Below are 25587 nucleotides of genomic sequence, written 5' to 3' on the forward strand. Positions count from 1 at the left end.
ACTAATGTATAGGTTCATACGATGGCGTAAACTTAAAGAACTTGTAAGTTCCCTTTACTTCGCACCAACTTTTTATCGGCGGCCATCAGCGCTTTAAGTTGACGCAATTGTCTATTCATAATAGGTAAAAAAAGAATTTGTATCTTGCTTTCTAAATCTTTCTGCCTAATTCTTTTCCAGTTTCATATACCTTCTTGGGTAGTACCTTCTTAGCAAATTTTTGCATCCGCCTCCAAAAACTGGCTTTTTCCTTCATACCCTCTAATTTTGCTTTTAGATCCAACCCTTTACGCAAACTATCCGCTCCACTTGCTGCGGCTGCCGCAGCTGCTGCACTACCCGCTACACCAGCAGCTGCAATATTGCCCGCTTTAAAACGACTACCTTGCTCTGCAGCGCTACCACCACCTGTTCCAGCACCAAGGGTTGCACTACTTTTTGCAGATTTAGCCGGACTACTGCCTGCTGAAGGGCTGCTACCAGCTGCGCCAGATTTAGTTGAACCGCTACCCTTTCCAGGAACAGCAGCCCCTCCAGATCCAGATATAGGTGCACCACTACCCGGTCCATGCCCTCCTCCACCAATGCCACCGCCACTGCCACCAGGCCCATTACCAGCCACACCGCCTTTATTCGGACCGCTAGGAGCAAGAGCAGCACCAGGCCTAGAAGAATGAGCAGCGCCCACACCAGAATCATAACCGCTAGAACCACTCGAGTCAACATTCGAAACAGAAGGATGAGAACGCGCACCACCACTAGATGAAGCATAAACCGGCCCACCAGCACCATTTGATCCATGATAAACCTGATCAGGCCCTCCATCATAGGCACCAGGTGGCGCACCACTATAAGCGCCAATACCATTAGGGGTGGGTGCAAAAGACTCCTGACCAGGTGTATCTTGGCTAGAATGAGCTTTTCGATTTGAAGTGGCATTTGCACCAGATGGCTTGGCGTAATCGCTATCCACACCAGCGGCAGATTTGCCCGTTCCTACAGGAACCAGCTCTTCCAATACAACTATATGTGCCTCTGCTCGAACCAGTGTACCATCTACTTGGAACATAGAATAGACGATATTTAAATCTTGTAGCCTACCTTTAAAATCAATTTGCCCCCAGATGACACGGATGTAATTAGGCGCATTGTTTTTTTTATGGATGCTATAGGCAACATCTTGCAATTGCTTAACTTGTTCCATAACCGCAATGGCATTGCTGCCAGGTATAATACCGGTATTGTCAAACAAAAGGCTAAAAGAAAGCAACTTTGGAGAAGAGCCACGGTATTTAAGCGCATTATAATTCGCTATTCCATGAGGCACACCATAAGATACTGCACTTTTGATCGCTAAGTTCTCTGGATTAATAGATGTAATAAACTCTCCTGTAAAAGAGGAAAATTTATTATCACTACATCCTTTAATAACGAGTTTACTAACTTTGCTCATAACTACAGATGAATAATTTTACCTTGCTTCCCGATCTTCTAGCAAGTGTAACAAGTCTCTGGCTAGTTCTATTCTTTGCTGCTCCGTAGTATTCGATCCAAGACCATCTAATGTAGTCTTATCATGCTCCCCTTGCACATTGCTTTCATAAACCTTAACCTGGATGACTAGTTCATTAATTTTAACAGGCATAATCCATAAAATTAGTTTTGCATCTCCCTTTTGAAACCGCTTTTTAAATAGCAACTTTTTTGCCGAAGCTGTGGCCTATACTCCATAGATACTACTTGGTTCGTACAAGTCTAGAATAGCCAATCGTAATGGTTTCCCCTACGCCAAATTCTGTTGGACCACTTAGCTGAAAGGGAGTGATGGCTATACCCTTTGGATAAACATCCTCTATCTTCCACTGTGCCAGGATCTTACCCTCTTTATTAAGGACCAAAATATGGGCCTGGGTAAGTTTAAAAAGGCCTTTATCAATGGCTTCTTCGCACCAAAGGGTTATTTTGGTTTTACCTTCTACTAAGGGCCTGGTCAAGATTAAATCAGTAGTATCACATGCATTGGATCTATAATAAGGCCTATTAGCCCCCCCGGGTAGATAGGCTTCCATACTCAAAGAATTATTTAACCCTTCTACCTTATAGAAATATTCTGGGGAACTACCATCTGTAATACCCAATACTTCTACTCGAAAAGAATGCGAATGCACTACATTAAAATCAGCCATACCTATCAAAACAATGTTAAAACCATTATGCGCTTAGACTTCTTTCGAAACTCGCTTGTGCTGAGGAATTTGTAGAAGACACGGAGTGCAAAACCGCAGCGTACTAGATATACGTAAGGATTTTAGCAACCGGATCGACAAGCAAATTACCAGCAGAAGTTAGCATTTCAAAAGAAATCTATTACTTTTTATCTGGATTCAAGCCTTCTAAAGTAAAGCGTATACGGATATAGCCCATTTCACCTGTAGCCTCGTTCTTTCTATTTAAAAACAACTCTGCTTTTTGTACGATAACATCATTTACAGTTGTTTTAGTATCTATTGAACCATCTTTTTTATGTACACAAAGGGTAAATGGTGCTGCCTCATACTTGTCCTCAAGCACTTCCTGTACCAAACTATATGCTTTTACTAATAACTCTTTCCCAGTTATAAAGGGTAAAAACTCTACAGTAAAAGCTACCACTTCTTGTGCACTATGTTGATTCTGAAAAAGGGGTGCTTTGGTTGCTGTATCATATACAGCTGCTTTAGTAGATACTTTTTGATTGGGCATCCCAACAGCTGAAACACTACAGGTCTTGCTATCAAAGCCTGCTTTATTAAAGTGTTTATAGTCAATAGTTACTCTTTGCATAATATCTCAAATTCTAGTTAAACTGCTTAATATCCGAAAACTCCATCATGAACACAGCAAGCTATTTTTTAATTACAAAACTAACTGGATCATAAACAGCAAGATCGGCAGTCACTTCCTGAAGTCCCGTTTCATCATCTACCTCGCTGCTCATCTCACTAACATAACCCTGGAATTGTATATGTGTAAATGGTTTATCATCATTGGTGGCAATGCTAAAAAGCATATTTTCCACATATTTTTTAGGATCATTCTCCTTCGTGGCATCTAGGTTTTTTTCTATTTTCTTAATATCATCATCAAATTTCTTATCTGGTGTTTTAAGTACAGAAACCTTAATATCAGTTGCTTGCCCAATCTCTCCTCCTTTTCGTATCGCATAGACGGATTTACCTTGTGCATTAATTGATCTAACATATTGGGATCCATTCTCTAAAGAAATAGCTATGTGGTAATCCGTTATACTAACCTTCGAAGAGCCTAAATTAAAATGGACTATAGCAGGTATCAGCAAATTCTCAGCCATGGTTGTTTTAGTTTTAAATGTTTTTAAAGTTATAAACAAAATATAGGGGGTAATATACCCCCTATAGACGCATACCTAAATGGCTAACCGTCTGCACCCATTTTTTGTTCAAAAGTGATCACAATAAACTCAGCTGGTCTAGGCGCTGCTACTTTTACGGAAATACGCATGATGCCCTCATTTACGTCATCTTGCGACATAGTCTCACCCAATCCGCAGAGGACCGTAAATGCCTCTGCAGGGCTTGCACCGACTAAGGCACCTTGTCGCCAAAGATTGGTTAAGAAGTTGGAAATCATGCCCTGTACAACGGCCCAGGTAACGGGAACGTTTGGCCTAAAGACAACGGAGAAGGCCGCATTTTTAATCGATTGCTCAATAAGAATAAACAACCTTCTGACGTTAATATACCTCCATTCTGGACTATTGCCCGCTAGGGTTCTAGCGCCCCAAACGACTGCTGCACCGGCCCCTTTAAAGGTACGGATGGCATTGATGGATTTACCGCTAATGCCATCTACGTTGAGTGCTTCTTGCTCTTCATGGGTAATCTTAACCATTGGCTCCACAACAGAGTTTAGATTTTGATTGGCCGGCGCAATCCATACCCCTCTTGCTTTATCGGTTCTGGTGTAGAGCCCTGCCATCGCAGGAGCGGCTGGAAGAATATTCAACCGATCTGCAATGGTTTTGCGCAATAGCTTGTACTCCTTACTGGTATTTTTTAGCCCAGCATCCCAATAAACTTTCTCTTTCTCTGTAGTCGCACTAATTAAGTTAGAGAGCATGGTTTTATGCTCCTCTTGCAATACACACTTGAGCGACTCTAGATCAAAGTTTCTATAATCAATGCTATTCAATGGGATAATGTTTGTTTTAACCCATGGATAATAGGCAGCACCATAACTCAAATTATCTAATCCAATATATTCACGAAACCTGTTTACATATTTGTTTTTATCTTCAATAGATAATTCATTGTTGCCACCCCATATATCAAATAAGGCAACTTTATTCAGATATTTACCGCAATGCGCAAGCCCGTAGGTCTGTACAGCATAGTAAGAGGCATCTTCTTCATCTAATAAGAGGGAGTCTGGCATTAACAACATGGTGGGCACCTCTTCTCCAGCTAGGGTATCGATGCCTTGCTTGAATACATCTGGTGTAATCTCTAACTGTGCATTTGGATCACCATACTGACCGACAGAAACAATAAAGCAGTCTGCACCACCATTATCAAAGAATAGCTTTAAACTATTATATAGGTAAAATGTAGAGTTTGCACTCTGTTCCATCACATAAGATTTGCCATTCATAACCAAATCTTTATCTCCACTGGTTACCTCTTTAATGGTATAGACAGGCACTGCTGGCCCTCCAAAAAATAACTCATATTCAGAAAGCGAAGAGATCTGAACGGGTTTCATATGAAAAGACTTTCCATTAATTTCAGCTCTTTCAGTGAAACCTATAAAAGCAGGAACTGCAGTTGATACTTGAACCACGGCGTTGGCACCCGTATCCTTCTCGACGATGTACACGCCGGGAGTTTTTAAATTTTCAGCCATTTTATTTGATTTTATGAATTATATATAAATTAAATGAAGTTTAAATTAAACATATACAACTATATCGCTATAGCGTTTCTTTGTATTGCTTTTATCCTTTTTGAGCGAATCATAGGTAGGATAAGGCAATTTTTCTATTAATATGGTTTCTCCTTTTGTGCCACCAAGTTTACAAAGCGAAAAAGAACGATCGTATCGATCGCAAAGTTCCATAGGCTTGGTAGACTCTGCACAATAGGTATTCGGCAACTCAGAAGAAGCCTTTACAACACTAAAGTAAGAAGGATCCCCTTCAGATAAAATACCCAATGGTCCATTAAGCTGATTTTTGGTATCTACTACATAATACCGCCAAAAGGTAGAACGATTTTTAACTTTAATGGCATAGGTAACAGGCGCAGGACAACGGCTATCTTTTTGCTTGGATAGGGCATGCGCCCAATGGGCCAGATCTATATCAATCATTGCAAAAACATTCCAACCTGGCTCAGTAGGGTAATGCACCACCTCCTGAATCTTAACCAGATCAGCACTGCTCATAAAAGTTTTACGGTGCAACGAATGGTTATTATGGGTATGCCCATTGTGTAAATAATAGACGGCTCCCGTTGGGTAGCCAGCCTCTAACTCAGAAAGATTTAATGCTTGGCTATTTTTTAATGTCATGACAAAAGAGAGGGTAATGCCCTCTGCTTTTTGCTGAAACAACGTCAGTGGATCATCATAGTGCTGTGAAAGCCATATCAATTCTATGCCATCTGGATGGTCCAAGAGGCGCACCCTACGTGCTGTCAGCCAGGCAGCAGTAGACTGAGTAGGCTGAATGGCAAAATCATTCTGGACATTACCGGATTTATAATAATCATTCGAAATAGCGATCCGAAATAATTTGGTTGTAAATGCCATAGCGATTACCTTTCACGTGATGAAAATGCAGATACTACCTTTAAACCCATTGTAGCATCTCCTATAAATATAAGCCCTACCTTATACAACAAAGAAGGACTATAAGGCGTATGTAACGTTTTCCAAAGGATAGACTTTTCTGATGGCGTCATTTTAACGAGCTCAACCGAAAAACTTTCAATCCCGAGTTCTTGTAAAACAGGGGTATTGGAAGTATCAAAGTGTGACTTACTTTGAAAAAATGCTGCAACATAAGCCAGTAATTCTAAATTTTTTAATAGGTCAGATAGTTTATAATCAGTAGAAAATAAAAAATAAAGATTAAATGCTTCTGGCCTTTTGCGTAAGATAAAACCATCTGCCTGTGGCACATATTGCGTAGGATTGCTGCACAACTCTACTGAAGTAATATCTACCAATCTCATAATAATTCCCTTTGAAGACTTACTTTCTACCTGAGAATTTCCTAAGATTGACAAAGATATAGCTGGCTCCTTTACATTCGATTTAGACTGAATGTATTGATTTACCTCAGACAATATAGTGTGCGTGCAATGATGTAGCATGTTTAGTCTCTTTATCGTTTGTACTGTATGCTCACACTAATGGCTACAAAAGCGCAAAAAACAGGCTTGCTAGCCTGGCAGTTTCTTTTTACCAATCTGTTCAAATAAATGCAAGCAAGGAATAATGCCCAATATATCACATTTTTAGATTACTTTTTACTCAGAAACAAAAGAATCACTATTCTTTTACTTAAAAAGCGCAAAGCAAAACCAGCGCCAGCCGGCCTAAGCAGCAGCTGCTGCGCGCCAACTCGGCTATATAGCTTAATGGCCTTGTTCGATAGGGTCACAAACTACTATAAGCTGGTTGTCGGCTATTGAGGTAAAACCACCCTTTACTGCAACGGAGGATGACACTGCTCCAACGCTATAGGTGATCTGCCCAGCTACCAAACTGCTTAGCGTAGGTGCATGATGGGAAAGTACCTGAAATGGACCAAGCGCACCTGGCAACATTACATGATCCACCACTCCATTAAAAATGCTACCATTAGGCGCTATGATAGATAGATGCATCATTCTAACTTATACTACTTTTACTACTTTACAGACCATCACCTACAACCTAAACAACTGATTGCTTTACTTACTTCTTATAAACGAAAGGTAACCAAAAGGTTTTTTAAAAGCAAATGCGCTTACACGATTGCCCATACAATTTAGATGCCGATTGATACGATTATTCGTTTATCGAGGGCTACCATACCGCCTAATGGCCTCCTGAATTTGAAATAGATGGATCATGGCCATAAGCCCCTCCCTTAGAAGGTGCTTAAAGGCCCAATGTGTAGTGATATAGAAGCTAACAGTAGCCGAAAAGGAAAACAATAAAGCTTGCCTTAAATCTTTACTTACTTACGAAAGTATTTGTCTCGTACGTAATGAAACAACAAATAATTCATTGCAATCATGTATAATGCTATTGCAATGGCAAAGCCAGTTTTAAATGATATCATAGACAAAAAACAATAAAGCATTCTATTAAAAGAAATAGAATGCTCTTAATCTACAATTATTGTCGAAACAATCCAAAAAAATATCTAAAATAGCGCATGATACTAGGTTCCCTACTATGCTATAGGAAGGGATTTTATCTGTTCATGCAATGGCGTCAACTTAAGGATTATATTGTATTGATTTTTATATAAAATATCATTTTAATGGGCGGGTTATGCCCATTGCGTGAAGTTAAAGCGCTAATGGGCACGGATAAAAAGTTGGCGCGCAGCAAAAATATTAAGCGTTCAGAGTATATTGGTTCTGAACACTAAATCAGATTCTCCTCTTCTGCCTACTGGATCCACAAAGCTTTTATCGGTTAACTTGAAATTTGACTGATCTATTGCACTAAATATCTCTATAGATAGGTTAGCAGCTAGAAAATCTAGCATAGCCTCCTTGTTACAAAAAGTACTTTTAAACATACTATCGTGCGGCTTATCCGCTCCCTTTTTTCTTTCAAAAAAGGGCTGCTCTCAAATAAGCTTGTTTTGCTTTAAGCGATTCCATTCTCGAATAAACAGACCTGTTCTGAGCGAATTATCTGAAATAATGATTTCCTGTAGATTACATGTGGTAAGAATCACTTTAATCAAGCAGGCTGACAATGGGATTAACTTTAAAAAAACAGGTTCAACAGAAAGCTTTTCTTGCCAAACAGATGCAGGGGTGGTTTGTATCACTTTGTAAATGTTAAAGAACTGCTCTGCAGATACTCTTTTTATGCTACCCTCTGTTTGCGTAGTGGAAAGGTTATAGTGGCATTTGTATAACATTAATAATGTGCGAAAAGCACCAGAGCTTCCAATGAGCTGACTAGGGCTATACAGTTTAGTTTGCGCAAAAAGCGGCGCCAAAGCAGTACAGTAATAATCTTCTAAAAGGGCTGCTTCAAGGGGGGTAATAGGGTCACTATAGGCAAACTGAGCAGCCACACGCCGTATGCCTAGTGCAAAACTTCTTTCCCATAATGGTTTTAAGTAGTTAAAGATGATGCACTCCACACTCCCACCGCCTATATCCATAATTAAGCCATACGCATCTGTTAAGGTAAAGTAAGAGCTGATCCCATAATAAATTAGAGCAGCTTCCTCCATACCAGAAATAACTTCTACTTGAATATCCGTTTTAAAACGAATCGCTTCAATGACCTCAGCTGCATTAGGTGCATCCCGTAAGAGGCTTGTAGCCTTGGCAACAATAAAGGGCACACCATCTATGTCTAACTTTTTTTTAATGGCTACCAAGGTATCTACAATATTTTTTTGTTCCTCTAATGAAATGTGCATGGCATAGAGGGGCTGTTGCACCATAGCTTTTGTAATTTTTTCTTCATAAAGCACGGTATATTTTTCTTGGTCAACTGCTCCTACTAAAACATTTATCACATTTGTACCTAAATCAATGACAGCTAACTTTGACATGTTTATTTAAAATTAAAAGGCTGTTCTATGGCTTATTGGGTGTAAGCCGATACAACTAAATCACTATTTTCTTTTCTAAGAAAAAGATACTCCATTTTAGATAAAATGTCATATCGAACATTACTTTATTTACCATTCTGCCATAACCTGGAACAAAATAGTTCGATATCCGACGGTCATTATTTTTTTGGGCATGCAAAAGATGACCTACGCCAACCTGCATGCCTCCATAAATTTGAGGGAATAATCTAAGCTCAGATCCGCCAACGAGTTTGCCCCAACCTACTGCAAGGCGATTGGAGGAGGGGGCTATGTGCGCATCATACGCAATAAACTCAAATTGGCTTTGCCCATACGCCACACCAAAATAGGCATTATTAAGCTGATTGAGGGGCATTACATACAAAAGGGCTACTACACCATATCCACCTTTTGACTTATATTTTAACTCATTTGGATGGATTATATCTTTGGGGTGATAAGCGGCATATCCGATGTCAAAAGATAACTGTATAGGGCCGGAAAAGTGAAAATCAACGCCTCCCCCATAGCTTTTTTTCTCATTGGACCACAAATTTCGTAAGCATTCCAACCAGTTTATTCTTACCCCAACCTGCTGTATAAAAGGAACATAATGAGGTATATCTATGGATTTTGGCAGCAAATAGAGGTACAAAAGGTCCATGACATCTCTATGTGCTACTTTGACCAATGGCAAGGCTTCTTTTTCCATTTGCACACCATCTTCTGCTAAAGATGGATGGTCCGATTCCAGAGGAGGATCTGCTTTTTCCTCTTGAAGGAGCCTACTAACCGGAAGATTGCTATGCGGGTTTGCGCCAATGGCGGTAATGCCAAACCATGTATGGGCAACGATAGCGCCCAAAATTCTTATTTTTAATGCAGACTGCATAGTTAAAATACCAATATGATTTCAAGTGTACATTGAGCCATGCGGCTGATCTTCAAAGACAGCCATGACCCATCTTTCTTTTTGATGCATATCTTTATGTATGCATATTTGCTTAAAATTTGCGCGATGTAGTAAATCTACAATCTTTTCACCGAATGCTTCATTGATTTCTACACATAGTATGCCATTTAGGTCTAAATGAAGCGCAGCAAGCTGGATAATCCGCCTGTAAAACAAGAGCGGATCATCATCAGGCACAAACAAGGCCAAATGGGGTTCATAGTCTAACACATTTGCATGCATAAACGACTGCTCTTGCATGCGCACATAGGGGGGATTGCTAACGATTAGCGACCAGCTAGATGGAGGCAATGGCGCTGTTAGGATATCAGCTTCTATAAAATGGACGGCTGCACCTAATGCGGCTGCATTATAAGCAGCAACGGCTAGTGCTTCTTTACTGATGTCAATAGCATCTACTAAGGCCTGTGGAAATTGCTGCTTGAGCGTAATGGCAATACAACCACTACCAGTTCCTATATCTAGGATAGCGGTAGGATGTACAAGATGATCCATTAAGAAAGTTACCCATTCTTCTGTTTCTGGCCGTGGAATGAGTACAGCAGGGGTTACTTTAAAAGAATTACCAGCAAAATAAGTAGATCCAATCACATATTGAATGGGTTCATGCTGTTTTAATCTATTTACTCCATCTAAAAGCTGCTGCAGCAGCATAGGCGAAATGGTACAGCTTGGATTTAAAACATAGTCTGTTGCATCAACTTGTAAATGTGCCTCCAGCAATTGTTGAACGATAGCAGCGCATTCTGATCTATTTGGTAGCGCCAACGCTTGACAGCATAGATCTGATAGCACGCGAAGCGGTATGACCACTTCAGAAGTTTCCGAATGAGACAATAGATTCATTAGATTTTTGCAATACACTTTGCTGGGTTGCTTAAACTGCTTATGCGCTTTATCCTTCAAATATAAAAAGTTAATCTATAAACTAGCATAAAAATAGACGGCTTGCATAACCTATTTGTGATCAGCAACTTTTAGGAGAAACACAATCGAGCAGACTGTTTTACCCATCAAATGCTATGACAATAAACTGTTTTTATCAAATTATGGCTAAAGTTTATAAAAAAATCGTATAACACGCTATAAAAAAGCAATTTCTTAAGATTAAACAGAGCTAAAATTAGCAAGTTTGTATTGGTTTTTATAATTTTATTTTATAAAATTGTTGTTTGTATTTTTTAAAGGATCTAGTCGTTATGTTAATGTATAGGCATAGTCAATCTAACCTAGTGGCCCATGAAGCGGGTAAAACGGCTATTCTAGTAGCCTTGGTTACCCCCCAGCAGCCTCTAACGAAAACAGAAGAGTATCTTACAGAGTTGGCCTTTCTGGCAGGTACTTGGGGGTTAAAAATTGTTAAATTGTTTATGCAAAGGTTGGATTATCCACATGGTGCTACCTTTGTAGGTAAGGGGAAACTAGAAGAAATAGCTGCTTTTATAAAAGTAGAAAAGGTTGACTACGCTATTTTTGACGATGAGCTTTCTCCCTCACAAGCGCGCAATCTAGAAAAGTCACTGGCCTGCGAGATATTGGATAGAAGTTTATTGATCCTGAATATCTTTTCGATGCGTGCCCAAACCAAACAAGCAAGAACACAGGTGGAATTGGCACAGTATCAATATTTATTGCCAAGACTTACGAGAATGTGGACCCACCTTTCGAGTCAAAAAGGGGGTAGTGCAGGTATGCGTGGCCCTGGGGAAAAAGAATTAGAGACGGATAAAAGAATTATTCAACATAAAATTACCAGGTTGCGTGAGAAGTTGGCCAGCATCACACAACAATGTATGATTAGGCGTAAGGGGCGGGCTGATTTGGTTCGTGTTGCCTTGGTAGGGTATACGAATGTAGGAAAGTCTACTTTAATGAAGCTATTATCTAAGTCAGATATCTTAGCTGATAATAAATTATTTGCCACAGTAGATGCTACTGTACGCAAGGTAGTATTAAATAACCATCCTTTTTTACTAACGGATACGGTAGGCTTTATTCGTAAGCTACCCCATACCTTGGTGGAATGTTTTAAGTCTACATTAGCAGAAATTAAGGAGGCTGACTTGCTGTTACATGTCATAGATGCATCGCATGAAAGCTTCCAAGAGCAAATGGCTATAGTGAATCAGACTTTAGCCGAAATAGGTGCAGAGGGCTTGCCAAGAATTTTAGTATTCAATAAGATCGACATCATTGCACCAAGCAAGGAAGATATAACCAGGACTGCGCAAGCAATAGATACACCCGTAGAAGTTGCTTTAAGAACCGGAAGATATAGCCATTCATATAATGGCCATCCTGCGGTTTTTATCTCCGCAACAAAAGGGCTACATATAGCACTTTTAAAAGAAAGTATTACCAAAGAAATAGAACGGGTGCAGGTAACCAGGTATATAAAAGCTAGTTATTAACTGTATCTATTCATCCAATGGCGATTGTCTTGATAGGCTGCTCCTATGCCCCCGCTTACAGCCCTCGATAAATGAATTTTTACTGTGTGCCAAATTCCTTTATCGGCAACCGCAAGCGAAGAGAGGATAGGAACCATTCGTAAAATGCCTTTTGCACTTCTGTATTAGAATACTGTTTCCTTAAGTTGATACCATTGCTTGAACAGATACCATTAATCTAAAAGCTTATATCTCCAATGTGCTGCCTCACCATATTCTGCTATATGATCCATTCGTTCCGTACGGACTTGCATCTCTAATCGTCCATATTTGTAGGTCTCAAAGGTAAGATGAAGCGATTCATAGCTACTATCTCTTGGTATACTAATCCAGTCTCGCATAATATTACAGACCGGTTTATAAAGATCACTAACAATGCTAAGTACCCTCCAGCAGGCTATCTTTTCTTCTTGTAGGGTCTTGCCATCCATACTCCTTAAAATGATTCTAATAGCAGCAAGATCATGTATTTGATCAACATCAACATTTAACCTTTGAATCTTATGCCAAATAGAATAAATAGACTTAATACGCTTTTTTAATACGAAATCAATACCATGTGCTTGAACAGCCGAATGAATCTCCTCAGAAATAAGATCTAGCTTTTGCTGCCTTTGCAGCTTGGTCATGCCAATCTTGGCAGTAATGGAATAATAGGTCAAAGCATCTGTATACTTTAACCAAAAGTCTGCGAGTTTAGCTTGAATGTTATACAACCGCATTCTATGCGCAAGTGGGATGTAAAAAGATTTTAAATCAAACAAAAGTTTATTACTAGAATAGTAGATCAATTCTGAATCTAAACTTTCCAATGGTACACCACTATAGTTTACGCGAATGATGTCACAAATTTGTAATAAGATTGCTAAAACACGGGGCGCTGCCGTATCAGGCACATGGCGACAATTCAGCAGTGCACTACGACGCAACTTGCAACGCTTAAACCTATTCAACTCCACCAATATAGAAACTATCTTTAAACCAAAACGTTTTTGAATGGCTTCTTTGCGCACTAAGCCCTGCAAAAAAGAAGGCGCCAAGATGGCAGCAATAACAGCAGAAAGCCCCAAGGACATCTCCGTAGCAGCAATAACAGCTACCTCTATAGATGACTTTAGGGAAAGCTTGAACATTTTTGAATCTGCCTGCGTTTCAAAGCTTTCTGAAAATGCACAAGCCTCATGTATCTTCGACCAGGAATGTTTCATATCCTTTGGTGTTTCAGACACTACCTTTGCAAGCTGATGCAAATTCCAATCACTCAAATCAAGCATTTTATTTCTTTTCATGACGCTATACAATCAAAAGTTTTTTACATAAACCTATTCCCGTAGCCTACGGCATAGGCCCATGCCTCACTTCAAGTAAAGTTTATCACTTCGCTTCAAAGTTACAACTTTATTAAATTTGTATGGTACACAATAGAAGAAGCAATATTCCAACTCTTGGGAACCCTCTAAAACGAATGAATTATATATTTTAAATAAAGTCTATTAGAATTACAAAAAATAAAGCCAATATTTTTATAACTGCTTAAATATTATTCTAATATCCAATAACAAAAAATATTTTACACAGTATTTTTAGCAAAATTTTTTACTTGACGCTTAGTCATTAAGTAGGCAGCAATTAATATGTACCTGGGGCCGGAATCGAACCGGCACGATATCACTATCATTGGTTTTTGAGACCAACGCGTCTACCAATTCCGCCACCCAGGCAAAAGAGAGGTCGCGAGTGGGTTCGAACCACCGTAAGAGGTTTTGCAGACCTCTGCCTAACCACTCGGCCACGCGACCCAAATAAAACCGTTACCCTTTATCTTCTCCTTTTGTATTTTGTTCCAGTTTTTCCTTCAAATCAGCAAAAGCTTCAAATCCTCTAGCAGATGGTGTCTTTTCTACTTTTTCTTTTGGATGATCTGCTTTTGTTTTACCCTCTACCTTCATCTCTATGTCTGGATTAAAAAGAATTTGATGGGATAAAATTATTTTTTTATCTCCTTTAGAAAATTTGATGACTTGCAAATCCAACTCTTCTCCAACTTCTGCTTCCCCGCCATCTGATTTGATTAAATGTTGCTGCGGCACATGACCTTCTATACCATGGGCCAGCTCAACAATAGCACCACGACCTGAAGTCTTTTTCAGAATAGCACCTTTGTGAAGTGTACCTACTTGGAAAATCTTTTCACAGGCATCCCATGGGTTTTCTTGCTTTAATCCCAATGAAAGGCGCCTATTTTCTCGATTAATACCCAATACAATGGCCTCTAGTTTTTCACCCAACTTTAAGACGTCAGCAGGGTGCGCCACACGTTTGGTACCGGAAAGACGAGAAACGTGTAACAGTCCTTCAATACCTGGCTCTAGCTCTATAAAGGCGCCAAAGTGGGTTAGATTGCGCACAACACCTTCATGCGTGGTGCCTACTTCATAAGTAGATAGAAATGCATCATGCTCCCACGGATCTCCAGTGAGCTGCTTGATGCCCAAAGATATTTTATGATTTTTTCGATCCAATGACAAAATACAGGTTTCAATGGTATCGCCTATTTTATAATGTTCATTGATGTCACGCAAATATTGCGACCATGAAATATCTAAGACATATACAAACCCCTCTACACCAGGCATCAATTCTATAAACAGACCATAATCGGCAATATTGGTTATGGTACCCTTAATGGTAGATCCTACCTGAACGGTTTCTGGCAATGCATCCCATGGATGGTCTTGCAATTGCTTGATACCCAGAGAAATACGCTTTTTATCCTCATTGAAACCAATGACCACTACACGAACCTTCTGGCCAAGGGTAAAGAGCTCTTCTGGATGGTTGACCCTACTCCAAGCCATATCTAACTTATGCAGTAAGCCATCTACCCCTCCTAAATCAATAAAGGCACCAAATTTAGTGATATTTTTTACATAACCCTCTAGGATTTGACCTTTTTCAAGCTTACTCATGATTTCAAGCTTCTGCCCTTCTAGCTTCTTCTCAGTGAGTGCTTTATGGGAGACTACCACATTGTCATTGGTATGATTGATTTTAATAACCACTACATCAATGGTTTTGCCTACAAAAACATCAAAGTCTAAAACAGGTCTAATGTCAATTTGTGAACCAGGCAAAAAGGTTTCAATGTCACAAACTTCTACAATCAACCCTCCTTTCGTTCTGCGCTTTACGAGCCCTTCTAACACCTCTCCATGTTCCAATGCATGTTGAATTTTTTCCCAGGCCCTTACCAATTTTGCTTTTTTACGAGAAAGTACCAACTGACCTTTGGCATTTTCTGTTTCTTCTATGTATACCTCAACCTCATCCCCTGGCTTTAACTCAGGTAGATCTCTAAATTCAGAAGCTGCAATTAAACCATCGGATTTGTATCGAACACCGACAATAACATCTTTATTGGTGATGCTGATAATGGATCCTGTTACTACTTCATACTGATTAATAGCGCTTAAGGTAGCTCCATATATGGCAGCTGTATCTGCTCTTTCTTGATCTGTATATGCACTGCCTAATTTACCAGCGTGATCATATTGATCCCAGTTAAAAACTCCTTTTGATGCATCCATAAGGGCGAGGTATTGACTTTATATTGTTACGTAAAAACAGCTACTCAACTAGACATTTGGCGCTGTTTACGTGGTTAAAAAATGAAATTAAATTACGACTTCTATGTAAAAACGATAGCTGAATGCAGCTAATCGTTCCTTACAAGTGATAAATTTACAAAAAAAAAAGAAATATCTAGCTTAATGTACCCCACTTGGCCACTACGCAAGATGGGGCCTCGGCTATATACGAGCTAAAGGCCTGATGTAGGGATAAACCATCATAACCAAAAAAGAGATAAAACGCTCAAGCAGTCTATTGAATAGAATGTCTTAGAGCTAAGCTATCCAACGCTTCTTTGTGGAAGCTTCTTCCATAGCACCATTTATTATTGCCCGCAACGCATTAAATCGCGTACAGCAGACTTTCAAAAATAAAAGAATTTTTCTAGATGGGTGTTTAGTTGTTTGCAAACAAACGTAGACCCATAAAAGTATATTGACCAACAGAGGCTGTAATAGAGGCACCTAAACGTGCACCGGCAACAGCACCAGAATAAACCACACTACTAGCCTTAAAAGCTTTAGTTATAAGATGAATGAAATCAGGATGAGGAAGATAAGCGTAGAACAACTTTCTGAGTTTCGCTGCTTCCTGCTTAAGAAAAAGCTTCACAACAGGGTCAGCCATATACAACATAAAAGCCGCCATCATTTGAGGCATTCTAGTATCCATAGAATCAGAACTGCAACTAGGCATATCAAACCCAAAGTCGAAAATGTACATGAAAAAACATGATAAAAGTTTAGCAGTATAATTGTCCATTATACGTAGGTATAATTTTTTAGTAGGCTCCATGAGATTAACATTATTATTAATGGCAGCACCAGCACTAGAATCAGAGGCCTTACTAACAGTCTCACAACTTGCAATTAGCCTATTAATGAAATCATCAGGATTGGAGACGAAATCATACAAAGCTTTCCTAAGCTCCGCTGCGTGATCCTTAAAAAAACTCTTCACAACAGGATCAGCCATATACAACATAAAAGCCGCCATCATTTGAGGCATTCTAGTATCCATAGAATCAGAACTACAATTAGGCATATCAAATCCAAAGTCGAAAATGTACATGAAAAAATCTTTGAACACCTTGCAGAAAAATTTGTCTATTTCACCTAGAAATGCTTTTTTGCACAAATCCGTGACATCAGCATTGCTTTCATTTTGATGAGTGATCGAACTTTTCTCTTGTTCTTTTTCTAACAGGCAACCTAATCGATTTTTTGCAACTCGATTGCATCCAGTTAATCCCAATACAAGGAAACAAAAAATTAAGTATTTTAAGTTATTATTTATTTTAATTTTATTCATTACATATATGCATATTCAGGTTATATACTAGGCCATAGTCTATTGTATAGAGTTGAGACAATTCAATTTTTATTTAAAACAGAAAAAAATGCGCCTTAGAGAGGCTGCGGTTAACAAATGCAACTTACAGCTGGATAGGAAGGCCGCATGTTTTCGCTCAAAAAGGACTAGCATAATATTAGCAAAATAGTCACTTACGCTTGATGGCATCGGCTCAACGTAGAACAGATGCATCATGTCGGGTTATACCTGCTTCAAATCAATGGCAAAAAAGGCACTTATGGCACGTTTTTTATCATTTTACGGGTAGTTTGCCATATAGTTGAATGGATGCGCTAAATGGCCGCCGATAAAAAAATGTGTATGGCTCTCCCAATGGGGTCAACTTAAGGGTTTGCGTTCAGCACTGTGGTTAAAAACGGGTTTTTTCTAATTTTTTCCTAAAATTTGGGACAAACCTTGAACGTTTTTGCCAAAAATCGTCCTAAAACATGCCGAAAATACAATTCCAGCCACACTGCTGAACGCATAATGGCATCAACCTAAGGAAAATCCATTCTAGCAAAGAGATGCAAATAGATCGTCCGCATACTCCACCACTGCTGACCGCCGATAAAAAGTTGGCGCGCAGTAAAAATAATGAAACGAGCAATTGTTCAGCGGGAAAAACAGAACTCGCCCGCTTCACGGGCTCGAACAGGTTGTTTTTCTGATCCGCTGAACAATTGCTCGTCAGTAGACTACAAGCTTACTGAAGCGCCAGTTTTTTTATCGGCGGCCATTAGCTGCTTCAACTTGATGTAATGGAAGCAATCCGCCCATTAAAATGATGTTTTATTAGATAGTCAATAAAATAACCCCTTAAGTTGACGCCATTACCTCCAATGAAAGAGTGCTTTTTTTGCTTATCGCTGCGATAGGGCCGCACAGAAGCATGCATAAGGCTAAAGGCCACCCTTTCGAAAACCAACCTGTGGTTGGATCAATTAGGCCTCATCCAATAGTGCTATTTCATCTCTAGAAGCCCTTTTTTATCAACAATCTTCATGAGTTTTTCTTTCAGATCTACTGCTTTAAAACAATTGGCAAAACCATTTGCCTCTGTTTGAAAACCATTTTCATCTGGGTTTTCCGCTGCATTTACACAAGTTACCAACATGCCCAATGCTAAGTCTGCATTATTTGCAATAGAGGTAAGCCACTTTTTAGCTTTTTTAAGCATCTCTTCCTTATAGCTGACCACTGCACTAACCAGGCCCATCCGTTCTGCATCTTCTGCATCAATGCGCTTACCGGTCATTAAATACTCCAATGCTCTAGTCTTGCCCAATAATTGGGTCAACCGCTGGGTACCGCCGAAGCCAGGAATCACACCATAAGCAATTTCTGGAAAAGCAAGTATCGCATTCTCAGAAGCAAATCGGAAATGGCAAGCCAACGCTAGCTCAAAGCCAGAGCCTAACGCATAGCCATTAATAGCAGCTAAAATAGGCTTAGGACAGTTTTCTATAAAAGCCAATACCTCTTGACCATTTTCTGCAAACTTTCTTGCATTCAATTCACTTAACTTGAGTAATTCAGAAACCTCCGTGCCTAAGGAGAAGATTTCTTCCCCTTCTCCAGTAATAATTACACCCTCTATGGCATCATCGTCATAAACCTCTTGAATGACATTGCGCAATTCAATCAGTCTTTTATCTGTCAAAGTAAAGGATTTTGAATCGGCTTTAAAGGTGATGGTTAAAATACCATCTTCTAAATTACTTTGTAATGATTCTGTTTTTTCCATGCTGGACGCAAATTTGTTTTATAGCTTAATTAACCAACCAGTATGCAATACTAAACACATTGCAATTTTTCTATCTACACAACTTAATACCCCATTTTATTTCCAAAGCTAAAAACCATACTACCCAAATATACAGGATATTTAATATAGTTTCGAAAGCGGCCTAATCTTTTTTGAATAGTAACCTGGACCTTATAACAACCATGCATAGCACACATATGATTACAGGTGAATCACTTCTCCATAAGCAGCAGCTACTGCTTCCATAATGGCTTCTGACATAGTGGGATGTGGATGGGTGCTATTTTGAATTTCATAAGCAGTAGTTTCTAATTTACGTGCTACGACTACTTCTGCAATCATTTCTGTCACATGGGCACCGATCATATGTGCACCAAGCCATTGGCCATACTGGGCATCAAAAATAACCTTTACAAACCCTTCTGGTGCACCAGCTGCCTGTGCCTTTCCAGAAGCAGAAAATGGGAAAACGCCTACTTTAATCTTATAACCAGCCTCTTTTGCAGATTTTTCTGTATAACCTACGGAAGCTACTTCAGGCTGTGTATAGGTACAAGAGGGTAGATTATTGTAATCTAACGGCTCTGGTGTAAGCCCAGCTATTTTTTCTACACAAATGATGGCTTCTGCTGAAGCAACATGGGCTAAAGCAGGCCCTTTAATAAGATCTCCAATCGCATAGACGCCACTACAATTGGTCCTATAATAGGCATCTACCGCAACTTTACCTGCTTCCATAAGAATGCCATTTTCCTCTAAACCTATGTTTTCTATATTAGGCTGGACACCAACGGCAGAGAGGACTAGCTCACTTTCAATCTTCAAATGGCCTGATTGAGTAGCAATATGTAGGGTAGATGATGGATGACCTACCTCTACTTTGGTAACTTCGGCAGCAGTATAGACTTGCATGCCTTTTTGTATAAAAGATTTTAGGATTTGTTTGGATATCGCTTCATCTTCAAGCGGCAGTAAATAGGGATTACACTCTACCAGCGTAACTTTTGTGCCTATTGTATGATAAAAATAGGCGAATTCGCATCCAATCGCCCCCCCTCCTACAATCACTATAGAGGCTGGTTGGGTAGTACGTGCCAGTGCTTCCCTATAGCCTATAATATGGGAGCCATCGATAGGCAAATGGGGCAACTGACGGCTTCTGGCACCAGTTGCTAAGATAATATGTTGGGAACGGTAGAGCTCAGTAGCACCTGCTGGTGTGACAAGCGCGGCGGTACCATGAGGGAGTAGCTTGCCGCGCCCCTCCAGAAGTGTAATTTTATGCTTTTTAAAAAGATGATGAATGCCTTTGCACATAGTAGTTGCCACATCCCGACTGCGCTTGATCATAGCCCCCAAATTGGGTTTGGCTTCACTTGCTTCAATACCATACGCTGCAGCATGGTTAAAATAATCAAATACCTGAGCACTTTTTAACAAAGCTTTTGTAGGAATACAACCCCAGTTTAAACAAACCCCACCAAGCGCTTCTTGCTCTATAACAGCGACTTGCATACCCAACTGAGCGGCTCTAATAGCGGCAACATACCCACCCGGACCACTTCCGATTACAATAAGATCATATTCCTGACGCATATAAGTTGTTTACTTTAAGAATATATATGAATGCAAAAACGCTATAGTTTCTGGTACGGTAGACAATTATAGTTAAAAACCCACTAATGTACTACACCTAGCTGCTCCTTTATGGTATGAATGGCCTGTTTTTTTTCTGCCATAATCATCAGCAAGTCAAAGGCAGTAATGACGGTATCACCCCTCGGAATCACATATACACCATTCCGTTTTATCAGCACAATCAAGGCATTTTCTGGAAAACTCAACTGTACTATTCTTTTACCAATAGCGGGAGAATTTTCCGGGACAATCACCTCTATCAATTCACTATCCACTTCTTTGGATAACTGAATACTAGGTTCATGTTTTTCTACTTTTGGCGCTTCTAATTGCAACCACTTGGCAAGAGGCGAAAGGGTTGTACCTTGAAACAAGATAGAAGTGAGCACAACAAAAAAAACAATATGGTATATTACATCTGCTTGGTGGATATTATCCAACAAAGGATAGGTAGCAAAAACAATGGGCACAGCCCCTCTAAGCCCTACCCAAGAGATAAAAATCTTGTGGTTTAATTTTAGTGTTTTAGAAAAAAACAATGAAACAAAAACACTCAACGGGCGCGCTATAAACATTAAAAAGATGGAAAGCAAAAGGCCAATCCCTGCTATAGGTATGAGCTTAGCAGGGTAAACCAATAGGCCAAGGGTAATAAACATAATGATTTGCATCAACCAAGAAATCCCTTGGCAAAATTGAATGATGCTTTTTTTGTGTGGAAAATCTTTATTGCCTAAGATTAACCCTACAAGGTAAACCGCTAAAAAAGCATTGCCATGTAAAAAATGTGTGGCTGAGTAGGTAAAAATCACTACAGCAAGCATCAAACCTGGGTAAAGCGAACAGTTGGCAAGACGCAGCTTATCAAGCAATACAAGCATGATTTTACCAACCAAGAAACCAGCTAACCCGCCTACAACCATTTCTTGAATAAAGGTCAAAATAGCTTCCATGGGACTAATGGCCAGGTTGGTGATCAGTAAAGTTTTAAATAAAAACATTAAAAACCACGCCATCGTATCATTGCTACCAGACTCTAATTCTAGCATAGGGCTAAGATTGGCCTTGAGCTGCATGTTCTTAGCGCGAATAATGGCAAAGACGGCTGCTGCATCTGTAGATGCAACAATCGAACCCATAAGTAGGCCTTCTAATAAAGTGAATTGTATATTCCCCCCCCAGAGGGCTGTAATGCCCCAAATAAATAGCCCCACACTAAAAGTGGTAATAAGAATACCTACAGTTGCCAGTAATATACCATTCCACAGAATAGGCCGTATATGCTTATACTCAGTTTCTATCCCCCCTGTAAAAAGAATTAAACTTAAGGTAATGGCACCAAGTAATTGGGCAGCTATAGGATTGTGAAAATCAATATTCCCCAATTTTTCATGGCCTGCCGCCATACCTACCAATAAAAAAATAATCAACGCTGGAATACCTAATCTGGTAGATAGCTTGGTAATAACAATACTCAGGAAAAGTAAAAAAGAGCCAGCAATCAGTAAGCTTTCTGGGACTAAGTGCATAGATGTTTATAATTAACAACAAATCAGCCCAAACGAATGAACTACCATTGGTACAGGCGCATATGTTGGATGATGGTCTTTAAAAGCAACTTAAATTTAAGTAAATTTAGCGCATTATACGCAATTATGGCTTATTATTATGATCCAATCAGCAAGCGGGTTAACTGGTCGGTTGTAGCAAAAAGCCTCGCTTATATCACCCTAAAGGCTTACGTTTATCAGATAAGCCAACCTATAATCCCCTCCTTTGTTCATTTATTTATAACCTTGATATGCCTTATATATGACCGTATTAACAGAAAAAAGGATTTAATTTGTAATGATATCTATTTTTTTATCCTCTAAATCAATTGGTTAAGTGAATACCTTACTGCCATTACCCCTAGTTAAGGTTTGTTTTTTCCTTAATGAACTTAAGGAGCGCATTCAATCAATGGAGCAGATGATAACAAAACTGAATAAAGAAATCCAGCAGAGGAAATGTGGAACATCCCCTGTTAAGAGAAGGGGTTTTTGCTGATAAAAATCTTCGTGCTTGCTTATATTCCCCAAACGATAGAACCCTAGTACAGGGCTAACATCGATCTATTACAACGACCTAAAAATTATAATAGCTATGATGTGAACCGGTAAGCGCTAATACAACCAGCGGGAATAGGTGCTAGCTATACATAATGCGTCTAGAGACTACAAGTTTACTGAAGCACCAAGCTTTTTTATCGGCAGCCGTTAACACCTTAAGTTAACGCCGTTAGATGAACGGGAACAAACTTTCCTTGTTTACTGGGTCATTTTACGACCCCACCAAAGTTTCGCTGCTGCTTTTGGAAGAAATCCAAGCCTTCTATTAGATTCTCTTTTCTGAAATCTGGCCAGTATATACCTGTAAAATACAGCTCTGAATAAGCACATTGCCAAGGTAAAAAGTTACTTATACGTTGCTTCCCACCTGTACGTATCAGCAGATCAATATTGGGCAATTGCCCTGTATTTAAATATTGCTTATATGTAGCTAGTGTAATTTTAGCACGATAATCATCTGCAAATTTTATAAAGTCTTCAAAACGAGAGTTAAGATTAAAGCCCTTATTTAGAAATGCATTAATGGTTTTAGTTAAGCAATCCTTTGCTACAGCCTCTGAGGCAGCTACTGCTTCTGCTTGTCCTCCATAGTTGATGGCAACCGTTAAGTGTAACGTAGTATTATCCTTTGTAAGCCCTACTGCCTCTTTTAATTTATTCCAGCAAAAACCAGGTATCCCCTCTGTATCTCCTACAACATGAAATTTAATGTTATGTTCAGTAAAAAGGTTGATATTTTCAGTAATACCCTCAGCGATCACGCTAAAAATAGTGCGTATTTCTTCCTTAGATCGGCTCCAATTTTCAGTAGAAAAAGCATAGAGGGTTAAATAGGAGATTCCTTGCTCTAAACACCCAGTTATTACCTCATGTACAGCGTTTGTTGCATTCTTATGGCCATAGGATCTATCTCCTATTGCTTTTTTCCCCATCTGCCATTACCATCCATAATAATGGCAATATGCCTTGGTTTTTTTTGCAAGTTGGGTGACGCATTTGCGCCATACTTATTTGAAGAAGAGGCACATCCAGGTGGTAGTGTAAATGGTAGCATGCAAATTATAAAGGCTTTTCTAGATACAATTGCTGAATGTTTTTTTGTCTGCCATTACCAGGAATCAGGTTACGTATCTGGTATTAAGGTAACAATTGCAATTTAAGCAAAAATATAATACGGTCAAAAGAGAAAGGGAACGGATATGTTTTCTTGCTTGATAAAAAAGAGTCACAAAATCAAGTCTTATTCAAAAACTTGGTACAAGCACCCCTTACGGCTATAAAGTGCACTTGCGCATCGTAACTTATTATCTTAAGTAATAAAGAATTTTTATCTTTTTAAGAGGACACTTCCGATATAAAAACACAAAAAATTCAAGCAATCAATTACTGATACTCTTTCTAAACACCTTTAAACCGGTTAAATAAATCGTACCAATCATAATTAATATAATTACAAAATAATACACCATAGGCAGCCAAACTATGTTAGCTTTATATAATAAAGCAGCAAAAAAGGCAGTAGAACCAGAAATTATTATTGAGCCTACTGCATGTGCTAAATTAAATAGCCTATATCTTACTGCTGACGGAATAAACTGAGTAAAACTGAGTAGCCCTGATACATATAAACATGAAAAAACAGCACAGATCAAGAAATATAAATTAATACTGATATAGCCCGTATTAATCATATATGACATCATCATAGTAGCTAATAGCAAACACAAAGCTGATATAGTAGCAATGCGTTTTTTACCAAAAAGATCAATTAAGTAGCCTCCTATTATACAAAATAATACTTCAACTACTGATCCAATTACATTATAGAATCTCATAACATGCACATCTACATATAACAACAAGCTAGAAGCATAGGTTGGAAAAAATACTGTAATAAATTGCCTGCTGCTACCAATAGATCCAGCTAATAATACTGCTACAATAAAAAGCCTAAAATTTTCGCCAATAATTTTTAGAATAGAAATATTTTTATATTTGTGATAGTTGTTATTTTTTACCACATCATCATCTAGTAAAGCAGATCCTTTATTTATCATTAATACTATCAATGATAAAAAAGCACCTAAAGCAAATGCAATACGCCAGCTATACCGAGGGAACATATTTAAAGAAAATATCCACACCGTACATGCAGCTATAACAGCCCCACATAATGTAGATGCAGCTACTAACCCTGCTCCTAAGCCTTGATATTTCTTATTAAGTTTTTCATAAACATAAATTCTGACTCCGTCACTGCCAGAAGATGTTGCAGCACATATTATCATTCTTGTCACCAGCATAGCAAACGAAGCAAGCATACCAATTTTTTCATATGAAGGTAAAATAGCCATCAGCAATGAAGCTACACTTGTTGCAAGTAGCCCTAGGGTAAAAGCAGAGGCACGACCATAAATATCCCCTATTCTTCCTAAAATTAGTGCGCCAATAGGTTTAGCACAATATGCTATAGCCATCATGAAATACACCTTCATTAATTGAACATTAGGATCACCTTTAGGTAAAAAATATTCTGATATTTGAGCAACTAATAGTCCAAACAGATAGTAATCATAATAGTGGGTTACAGTAACTAATATTGATAAAATCAATGACTTTGATTTATTAGCCATAAGAAATCAAGATTTAATATTATAAGGTATAGAAACTTAGTTTCTCCTGCAAGTTAATTTTAGTGCAGTATATCAGGTGAATTTGCAATTTACAAAATTTGATTGTTCTTAACAACAACGAATGAATGATAAGTTATTGCTGTACCGAACAGATTAATAAAAAAGCAAAAAGCTTGCTTCCAGCTCGGAATTAGC

23 protein-coding genes and 2 tRNA genes are annotated in these 25587 nt (G+C 38.9%); 1 reads left to right on the forward strand and 24 read right to left on the reverse strand.

Annotated elements, in window-relative coordinates; all coding sequences use genetic code 11:
• Positions 1 to 151 precede the first annotated feature (151 nt).
• From ACOALF_RS00395 to prmC, 13 genes are all read right to left on the reverse strand, one after another.
• Positions 152 to 1453 carry a hypothetical protein gene (locus ACOALF_RS00395; protein WP_419241493.1) on the reverse strand — a complete coding sequence of 434 codons (1302 nt, stop codon included), beginning with the start codon at positions 1451 to 1453 and terminating at the stop codon, positions 152 to 154.
• An 18-nt stretch (positions 1454 to 1471) separates the two neighbouring features.
• Positions 1472 to 1699, reverse strand: coding sequence for a hypothetical protein (locus ACOALF_RS00400; RefSeq protein WP_419241494.1), 228 nt, complete (start codon positions 1697 to 1699; stop codon positions 1472 to 1474).
• 37 nt (positions 1700 to 1736) lie between these two features.
• Complete coding sequence (locus tag ACOALF_RS00405; protein ID WP_419241495.1) at positions 1737 to 2186, reverse strand: phage tail protein; 450 nt, start codon at positions 2184 to 2186, stop codon at positions 1737 to 1739.
• Positions 2187 to 2367: 181 nt separating this feature from the next.
• On the reverse strand, positions 2368 to 2823 hold the full coding sequence (locus ACOALF_RS00410) for a hypothetical protein (RefSeq protein WP_419241496.1): 456 nt from the start codon (positions 2821 to 2823) through the stop codon (positions 2368 to 2370).
• A gap of 61 nt (positions 2824 to 2884) precedes the next feature.
• On the reverse strand, positions 2885 to 3349 hold the full coding sequence (locus ACOALF_RS00415; protein WP_419241497.1) for a hypothetical protein: 465 nt from the start codon (positions 3347 to 3349) through the stop codon (positions 2885 to 2887).
• 83 nt (positions 3350 to 3432) lie between these two features.
• The gene (locus tag ACOALF_RS00420; protein WP_419241498.1) at positions 3433 to 4893 is read right to left on the reverse strand and encodes a phage tail sheath family protein; all 1461 of its coding nucleotides are present in this window, start codon (positions 4891 to 4893) and stop codon (positions 3433 to 3435) included.
• 72 nt (positions 4894 to 4965) lie between these two features.
• The gene (locus tag ACOALF_RS00425; protein WP_419241499.1) at positions 4966 to 5826 is read right to left on the reverse strand and encodes a hypothetical protein; all 861 of its coding nucleotides are present in this window, start codon (positions 5824 to 5826) and stop codon (positions 4966 to 4968) included.
• Between the two features lie 5 nt (positions 5827 to 5831).
• Positions 5832 to 6392, reverse strand: coding sequence for a DUF4255 domain-containing protein (locus ACOALF_RS00430; protein WP_419241500.1), 561 nt, complete (start codon positions 6390 to 6392; stop codon positions 5832 to 5834).
• A gap of 264 nt (positions 6393 to 6656) precedes the next feature.
• Positions 6657 to 6911 carry a F0F1 ATP synthase subunit epsilon gene (locus ACOALF_RS00435; RefSeq protein ID WP_419241501.1) on the reverse strand — a complete coding sequence of 85 codons (255 nt, stop codon included), beginning with the start codon at positions 6909 to 6911 and terminating at the stop codon, positions 6657 to 6659.
• A 725-nt stretch (positions 6912 to 7636) separates the two neighbouring features.
• On the reverse strand, positions 7637 to 7816 hold the full coding sequence (locus ACOALF_RS00440) for an Rpn family recombination-promoting nuclease/putative transposase (RefSeq protein ID WP_419241502.1): 180 nt from the start codon (positions 7814 to 7816) through the stop codon (positions 7637 to 7639).
• 51 nt (positions 7817 to 7867) lie between these two features.
• A complete protein-coding gene (locus ACOALF_RS00445; protein WP_419241503.1) occupies positions 7868 to 8815 on the reverse strand; it encodes a hypothetical protein in 948 nt (315 codons plus the stop codon).
• Positions 8816 to 8870: 55 nt separating this feature from the next.
• Positions 8871 to 9728 carry a hypothetical protein gene (locus ACOALF_RS00450; protein ID WP_419241504.1) on the reverse strand — a complete coding sequence of 286 codons (858 nt, stop codon included), beginning with the start codon at positions 9726 to 9728 and terminating at the stop codon, positions 8871 to 8873.
• Positions 9729 to 9749: 21 nt separating this feature from the next.
• The gene (gene prmC / locus ACOALF_RS00455; protein WP_419241505.1) at positions 9750 to 10715 is read right to left on the reverse strand and encodes a peptide chain release factor N(5)-glutamine methyltransferase; all 966 of its coding nucleotides are present in this window, start codon (positions 10713 to 10715) and stop codon (positions 9750 to 9752) included.
• Positions 10716 to 11008: 293 nt separating this feature from the next.
• Between prmC and hflX the strand changes: the two genes are divergently transcribed.
• Positions 11009 to 12220: a GTPase HflX gene (gene hflX, locus ACOALF_RS00460; RefSeq protein ID WP_419241506.1), complete on the forward strand. Its 1212-nt coding sequence runs from the start codon at positions 11009 to 11011 to the stop codon at positions 12218 to 12220.
• A 212-nt stretch (positions 12221 to 12432) separates the two neighbouring features.
• Here the strand turns inward: hflX and ACOALF_RS00465 are convergent, their stop codons facing one another.
• The 11 genes from ACOALF_RS00465 to ACOALF_RS00515 all read right to left on the reverse strand — a co-directional run bounded on the left by ACOALF_RS00465 (position 12433) and on the right by ACOALF_RS00515 (position 25392).
• On the reverse strand, positions 12433 to 13548 hold the full coding sequence (locus tag ACOALF_RS00465) for a bifunctional (p)ppGpp synthetase/guanosine-3',5'-bis(diphosphate) 3'-pyrophosphohydrolase (RefSeq protein WP_419241507.1): 1116 nt from the start codon (positions 13546 to 13548) through the stop codon (positions 12433 to 12435).
• A 348-nt stretch (positions 13549 to 13896) separates the two neighbouring features.
• Positions 13897 to 13980 (reverse strand) — tRNA-Leu (locus tag ACOALF_RS00470).
• Between the two features lie 7 nt (positions 13981 to 13987).
• Positions 13988 to 14058 (reverse strand) — tRNA-Cys (locus tag ACOALF_RS00475).
• Positions 14059 to 14070: 12 nt separating this feature from the next.
• Complete coding sequence (locus ACOALF_RS00480) at positions 14071 to 15846, reverse strand: 30S ribosomal protein S1 (protein WP_419241508.1); 1776 nt, start codon at positions 15844 to 15846, stop codon at positions 14071 to 14073.
• Positions 15847 to 16285: 439 nt separating this feature from the next.
• Positions 16286 to 17200, reverse strand: a complete 915-nt coding sequence (locus ACOALF_RS00485; protein ID WP_419241509.1) for a hypothetical protein — start codon at positions 17198 to 17200, stop codon at positions 16286 to 16288.
• A 1006-nt stretch (positions 17201 to 18206) separates the two neighbouring features.
• Complete coding sequence (locus ACOALF_RS00490; protein ID WP_419241510.1) at positions 18207 to 18989, reverse strand: enoyl-CoA hydratase/isomerase family protein; 783 nt, start codon at positions 18987 to 18989, stop codon at positions 18207 to 18209.
• A gap of 222 nt (positions 18990 to 19211) precedes the next feature.
• A complete protein-coding gene (gene lpdA / locus ACOALF_RS00495) occupies positions 19212 to 20606 on the reverse strand; it encodes a dihydrolipoyl dehydrogenase (RefSeq protein WP_419241511.1) in 1395 nt (464 codons plus the stop codon).
• A gap of 83 nt (positions 20607 to 20689) precedes the next feature.
• On the reverse strand, positions 20690 to 22177 hold the full coding sequence (locus ACOALF_RS00500) for a potassium/proton antiporter (protein ID WP_419241512.1): 1488 nt from the start codon (positions 22175 to 22177) through the stop codon (positions 20690 to 20692).
• Positions 22178 to 22965: 788 nt separating this feature from the next.
• Positions 22966 to 23691 carry an undecaprenyl diphosphate synthase family protein gene (locus ACOALF_RS00505; protein ID WP_419241513.1) on the reverse strand — a complete coding sequence of 242 codons (726 nt, stop codon included), beginning with the start codon at positions 23689 to 23691 and terminating at the stop codon, positions 22966 to 22968.
• Positions 23673 to 23813, reverse strand: a complete 141-nt coding sequence (locus ACOALF_RS00510; protein WP_419241514.1) for a hypothetical protein — start codon at positions 23811 to 23813, stop codon at positions 23673 to 23675. Before ACOALF_RS00510 ends, ACOALF_RS00505 begins: the two co-directional genes overlap by 19 nt.
• A 325-nt stretch (positions 23814 to 24138) precedes the next feature.
• Positions 24139 to 25392: an MFS transporter gene (locus tag ACOALF_RS00515; protein WP_419241515.1), complete on the reverse strand. Its 1254-nt coding sequence runs from the start codon at positions 25390 to 25392 to the stop codon at positions 24139 to 24141.
• Positions 25393 to 25587: the final 195 nt, after the last annotated feature.

This window comes from Cardinium endosymbiont of Nabis limbatus (genome assembly GCF_965196625.1).
Taxonomy (GTDB): Bacteria; Bacteroidota; Bacteroidia; order Cytophagales; family Amoebophilaceae; genus Cardinium.

Bases quoted from the DNA above. Each gene is read 5' to 3' on its own strand.
- lpdA (WP_419241511.1), bottom strand. From the start codon at position 20,606: ATGCGTCAGGAATATGATCTTATTGTAATCGGAAGTGGTCCGGGTGGG.
- ACOALF_RS00485 (WP_419241509.1), bottom strand. From the start codon at position 17,200: ATGAATAAAATTAAAATAAATAATAACTTAAAATACTTAATTTTTTGT.
- ACOALF_RS00490 (WP_419241510.1), bottom strand. From the start codon at position 18,989: ATGGAAAAAACAGAATCATTACAAAGTAATTTAGAAGATGGTATTTTA.
- ACOALF_RS00425 (WP_419241499.1), bottom strand. From the start codon at position 5,826: ATGGCATTTACAACCAAATTATTTCGGATCGCTATTTCGAATGATTAT.
- ACOALF_RS00430 (WP_419241500.1), bottom strand. From the start codon at position 6,392: ATGCTACATCATTGCACGCACACTATATTGTCTGAGGTAAATCAATAC.
- ACOALF_RS00405 (WP_419241495.1), bottom strand. From the start codon at position 2,186: ATGGCTGATTTTAATGTAGTGCATTCGCATTCTTTTCGAGTAGAAGTA.
- ACOALF_RS00500 (WP_419241512.1), bottom strand. From the start codon at position 22,177: ATGCACTTAGTCCCAGAAAGCTTACTGATTGCTGGCTCTTTTTTACTT.
- ACOALF_RS00415 (WP_419241497.1), bottom strand. From the start codon at position 3,349: ATGGCTGAGAATTTGCTGATACCTGCTATAGTCCATTTTAATTTAGGC.
- ACOALF_RS00480 (WP_419241508.1), bottom strand. From the start codon at position 15,846: ATGGATGCATCAAAAGGAGTTTTTAACTGGGATCAATATGATCACGCT.
- ACOALF_RS00510 (WP_419241514.1), bottom strand. From the start codon at position 23,813: ATGCTACCATTTACACTACCACCTGGATGTGCCTCTTCTTCAAATAAG.
- ACOALF_RS00435 (WP_419241501.1), bottom strand. From the start codon at position 6,911: ATGATGCATCTATCTATCATAGCGCCTAATGGTAGCATTTTTAATGGA.
- ACOALF_RS00410 (WP_419241496.1), bottom strand. From the start codon at position 2,823: ATGCAAAGAGTAACTATTGACTATAAACACTTTAATAAAGCAGGCTTT.
- ACOALF_RS00395 (WP_419241493.1), bottom strand. From the start codon at position 1,453: ATGAGCAAAGTTAGTAAACTCGTTATTAAAGGATGTAGTGATAATAAA.
- hflX (WP_419241506.1), top strand. From the start codon at position 11,009: ATGTTAATGTATAGGCATAGTCAATCTAACCTAGTGGCCCATGAAGCG.
- ACOALF_RS00515 (WP_419241515.1), bottom strand. From the start codon at position 25,392: ATGGCTAATAAATCAAAGTCATTGATTTTATCAATATTAGTTACTGTA.
- ACOALF_RS00505 (WP_419241513.1), bottom strand. From the start codon at position 23,691: ATGGGGAAAAAAGCAATAGGAGATAGATCCTATGGCCATAAGAATGCA.
- ACOALF_RS00440 (WP_419241502.1), bottom strand. From the start codon at position 7,816: ATGTTTAAAAGTACTTTTTGTAACAAGGAGGCTATGCTAGATTTTCTA.
- ACOALF_RS00450 (WP_419241504.1), bottom strand. From the start codon at position 9,728: ATGCAGTCTGCATTAAAAATAAGAATTTTGGGCGCTATCGTTGCCCAT.
- ACOALF_RS00465 (WP_419241507.1), bottom strand. From the start codon at position 13,548: ATGAAAAGAAATAAAATGCTTGATTTGAGTGATTGGAATTTGCATCAG.
- ACOALF_RS00445 (WP_419241503.1), bottom strand. From the start codon at position 8,815: ATGTCAAAGTTAGCTGTCATTGATTTAGGTACAAATGTGATAAATGTT.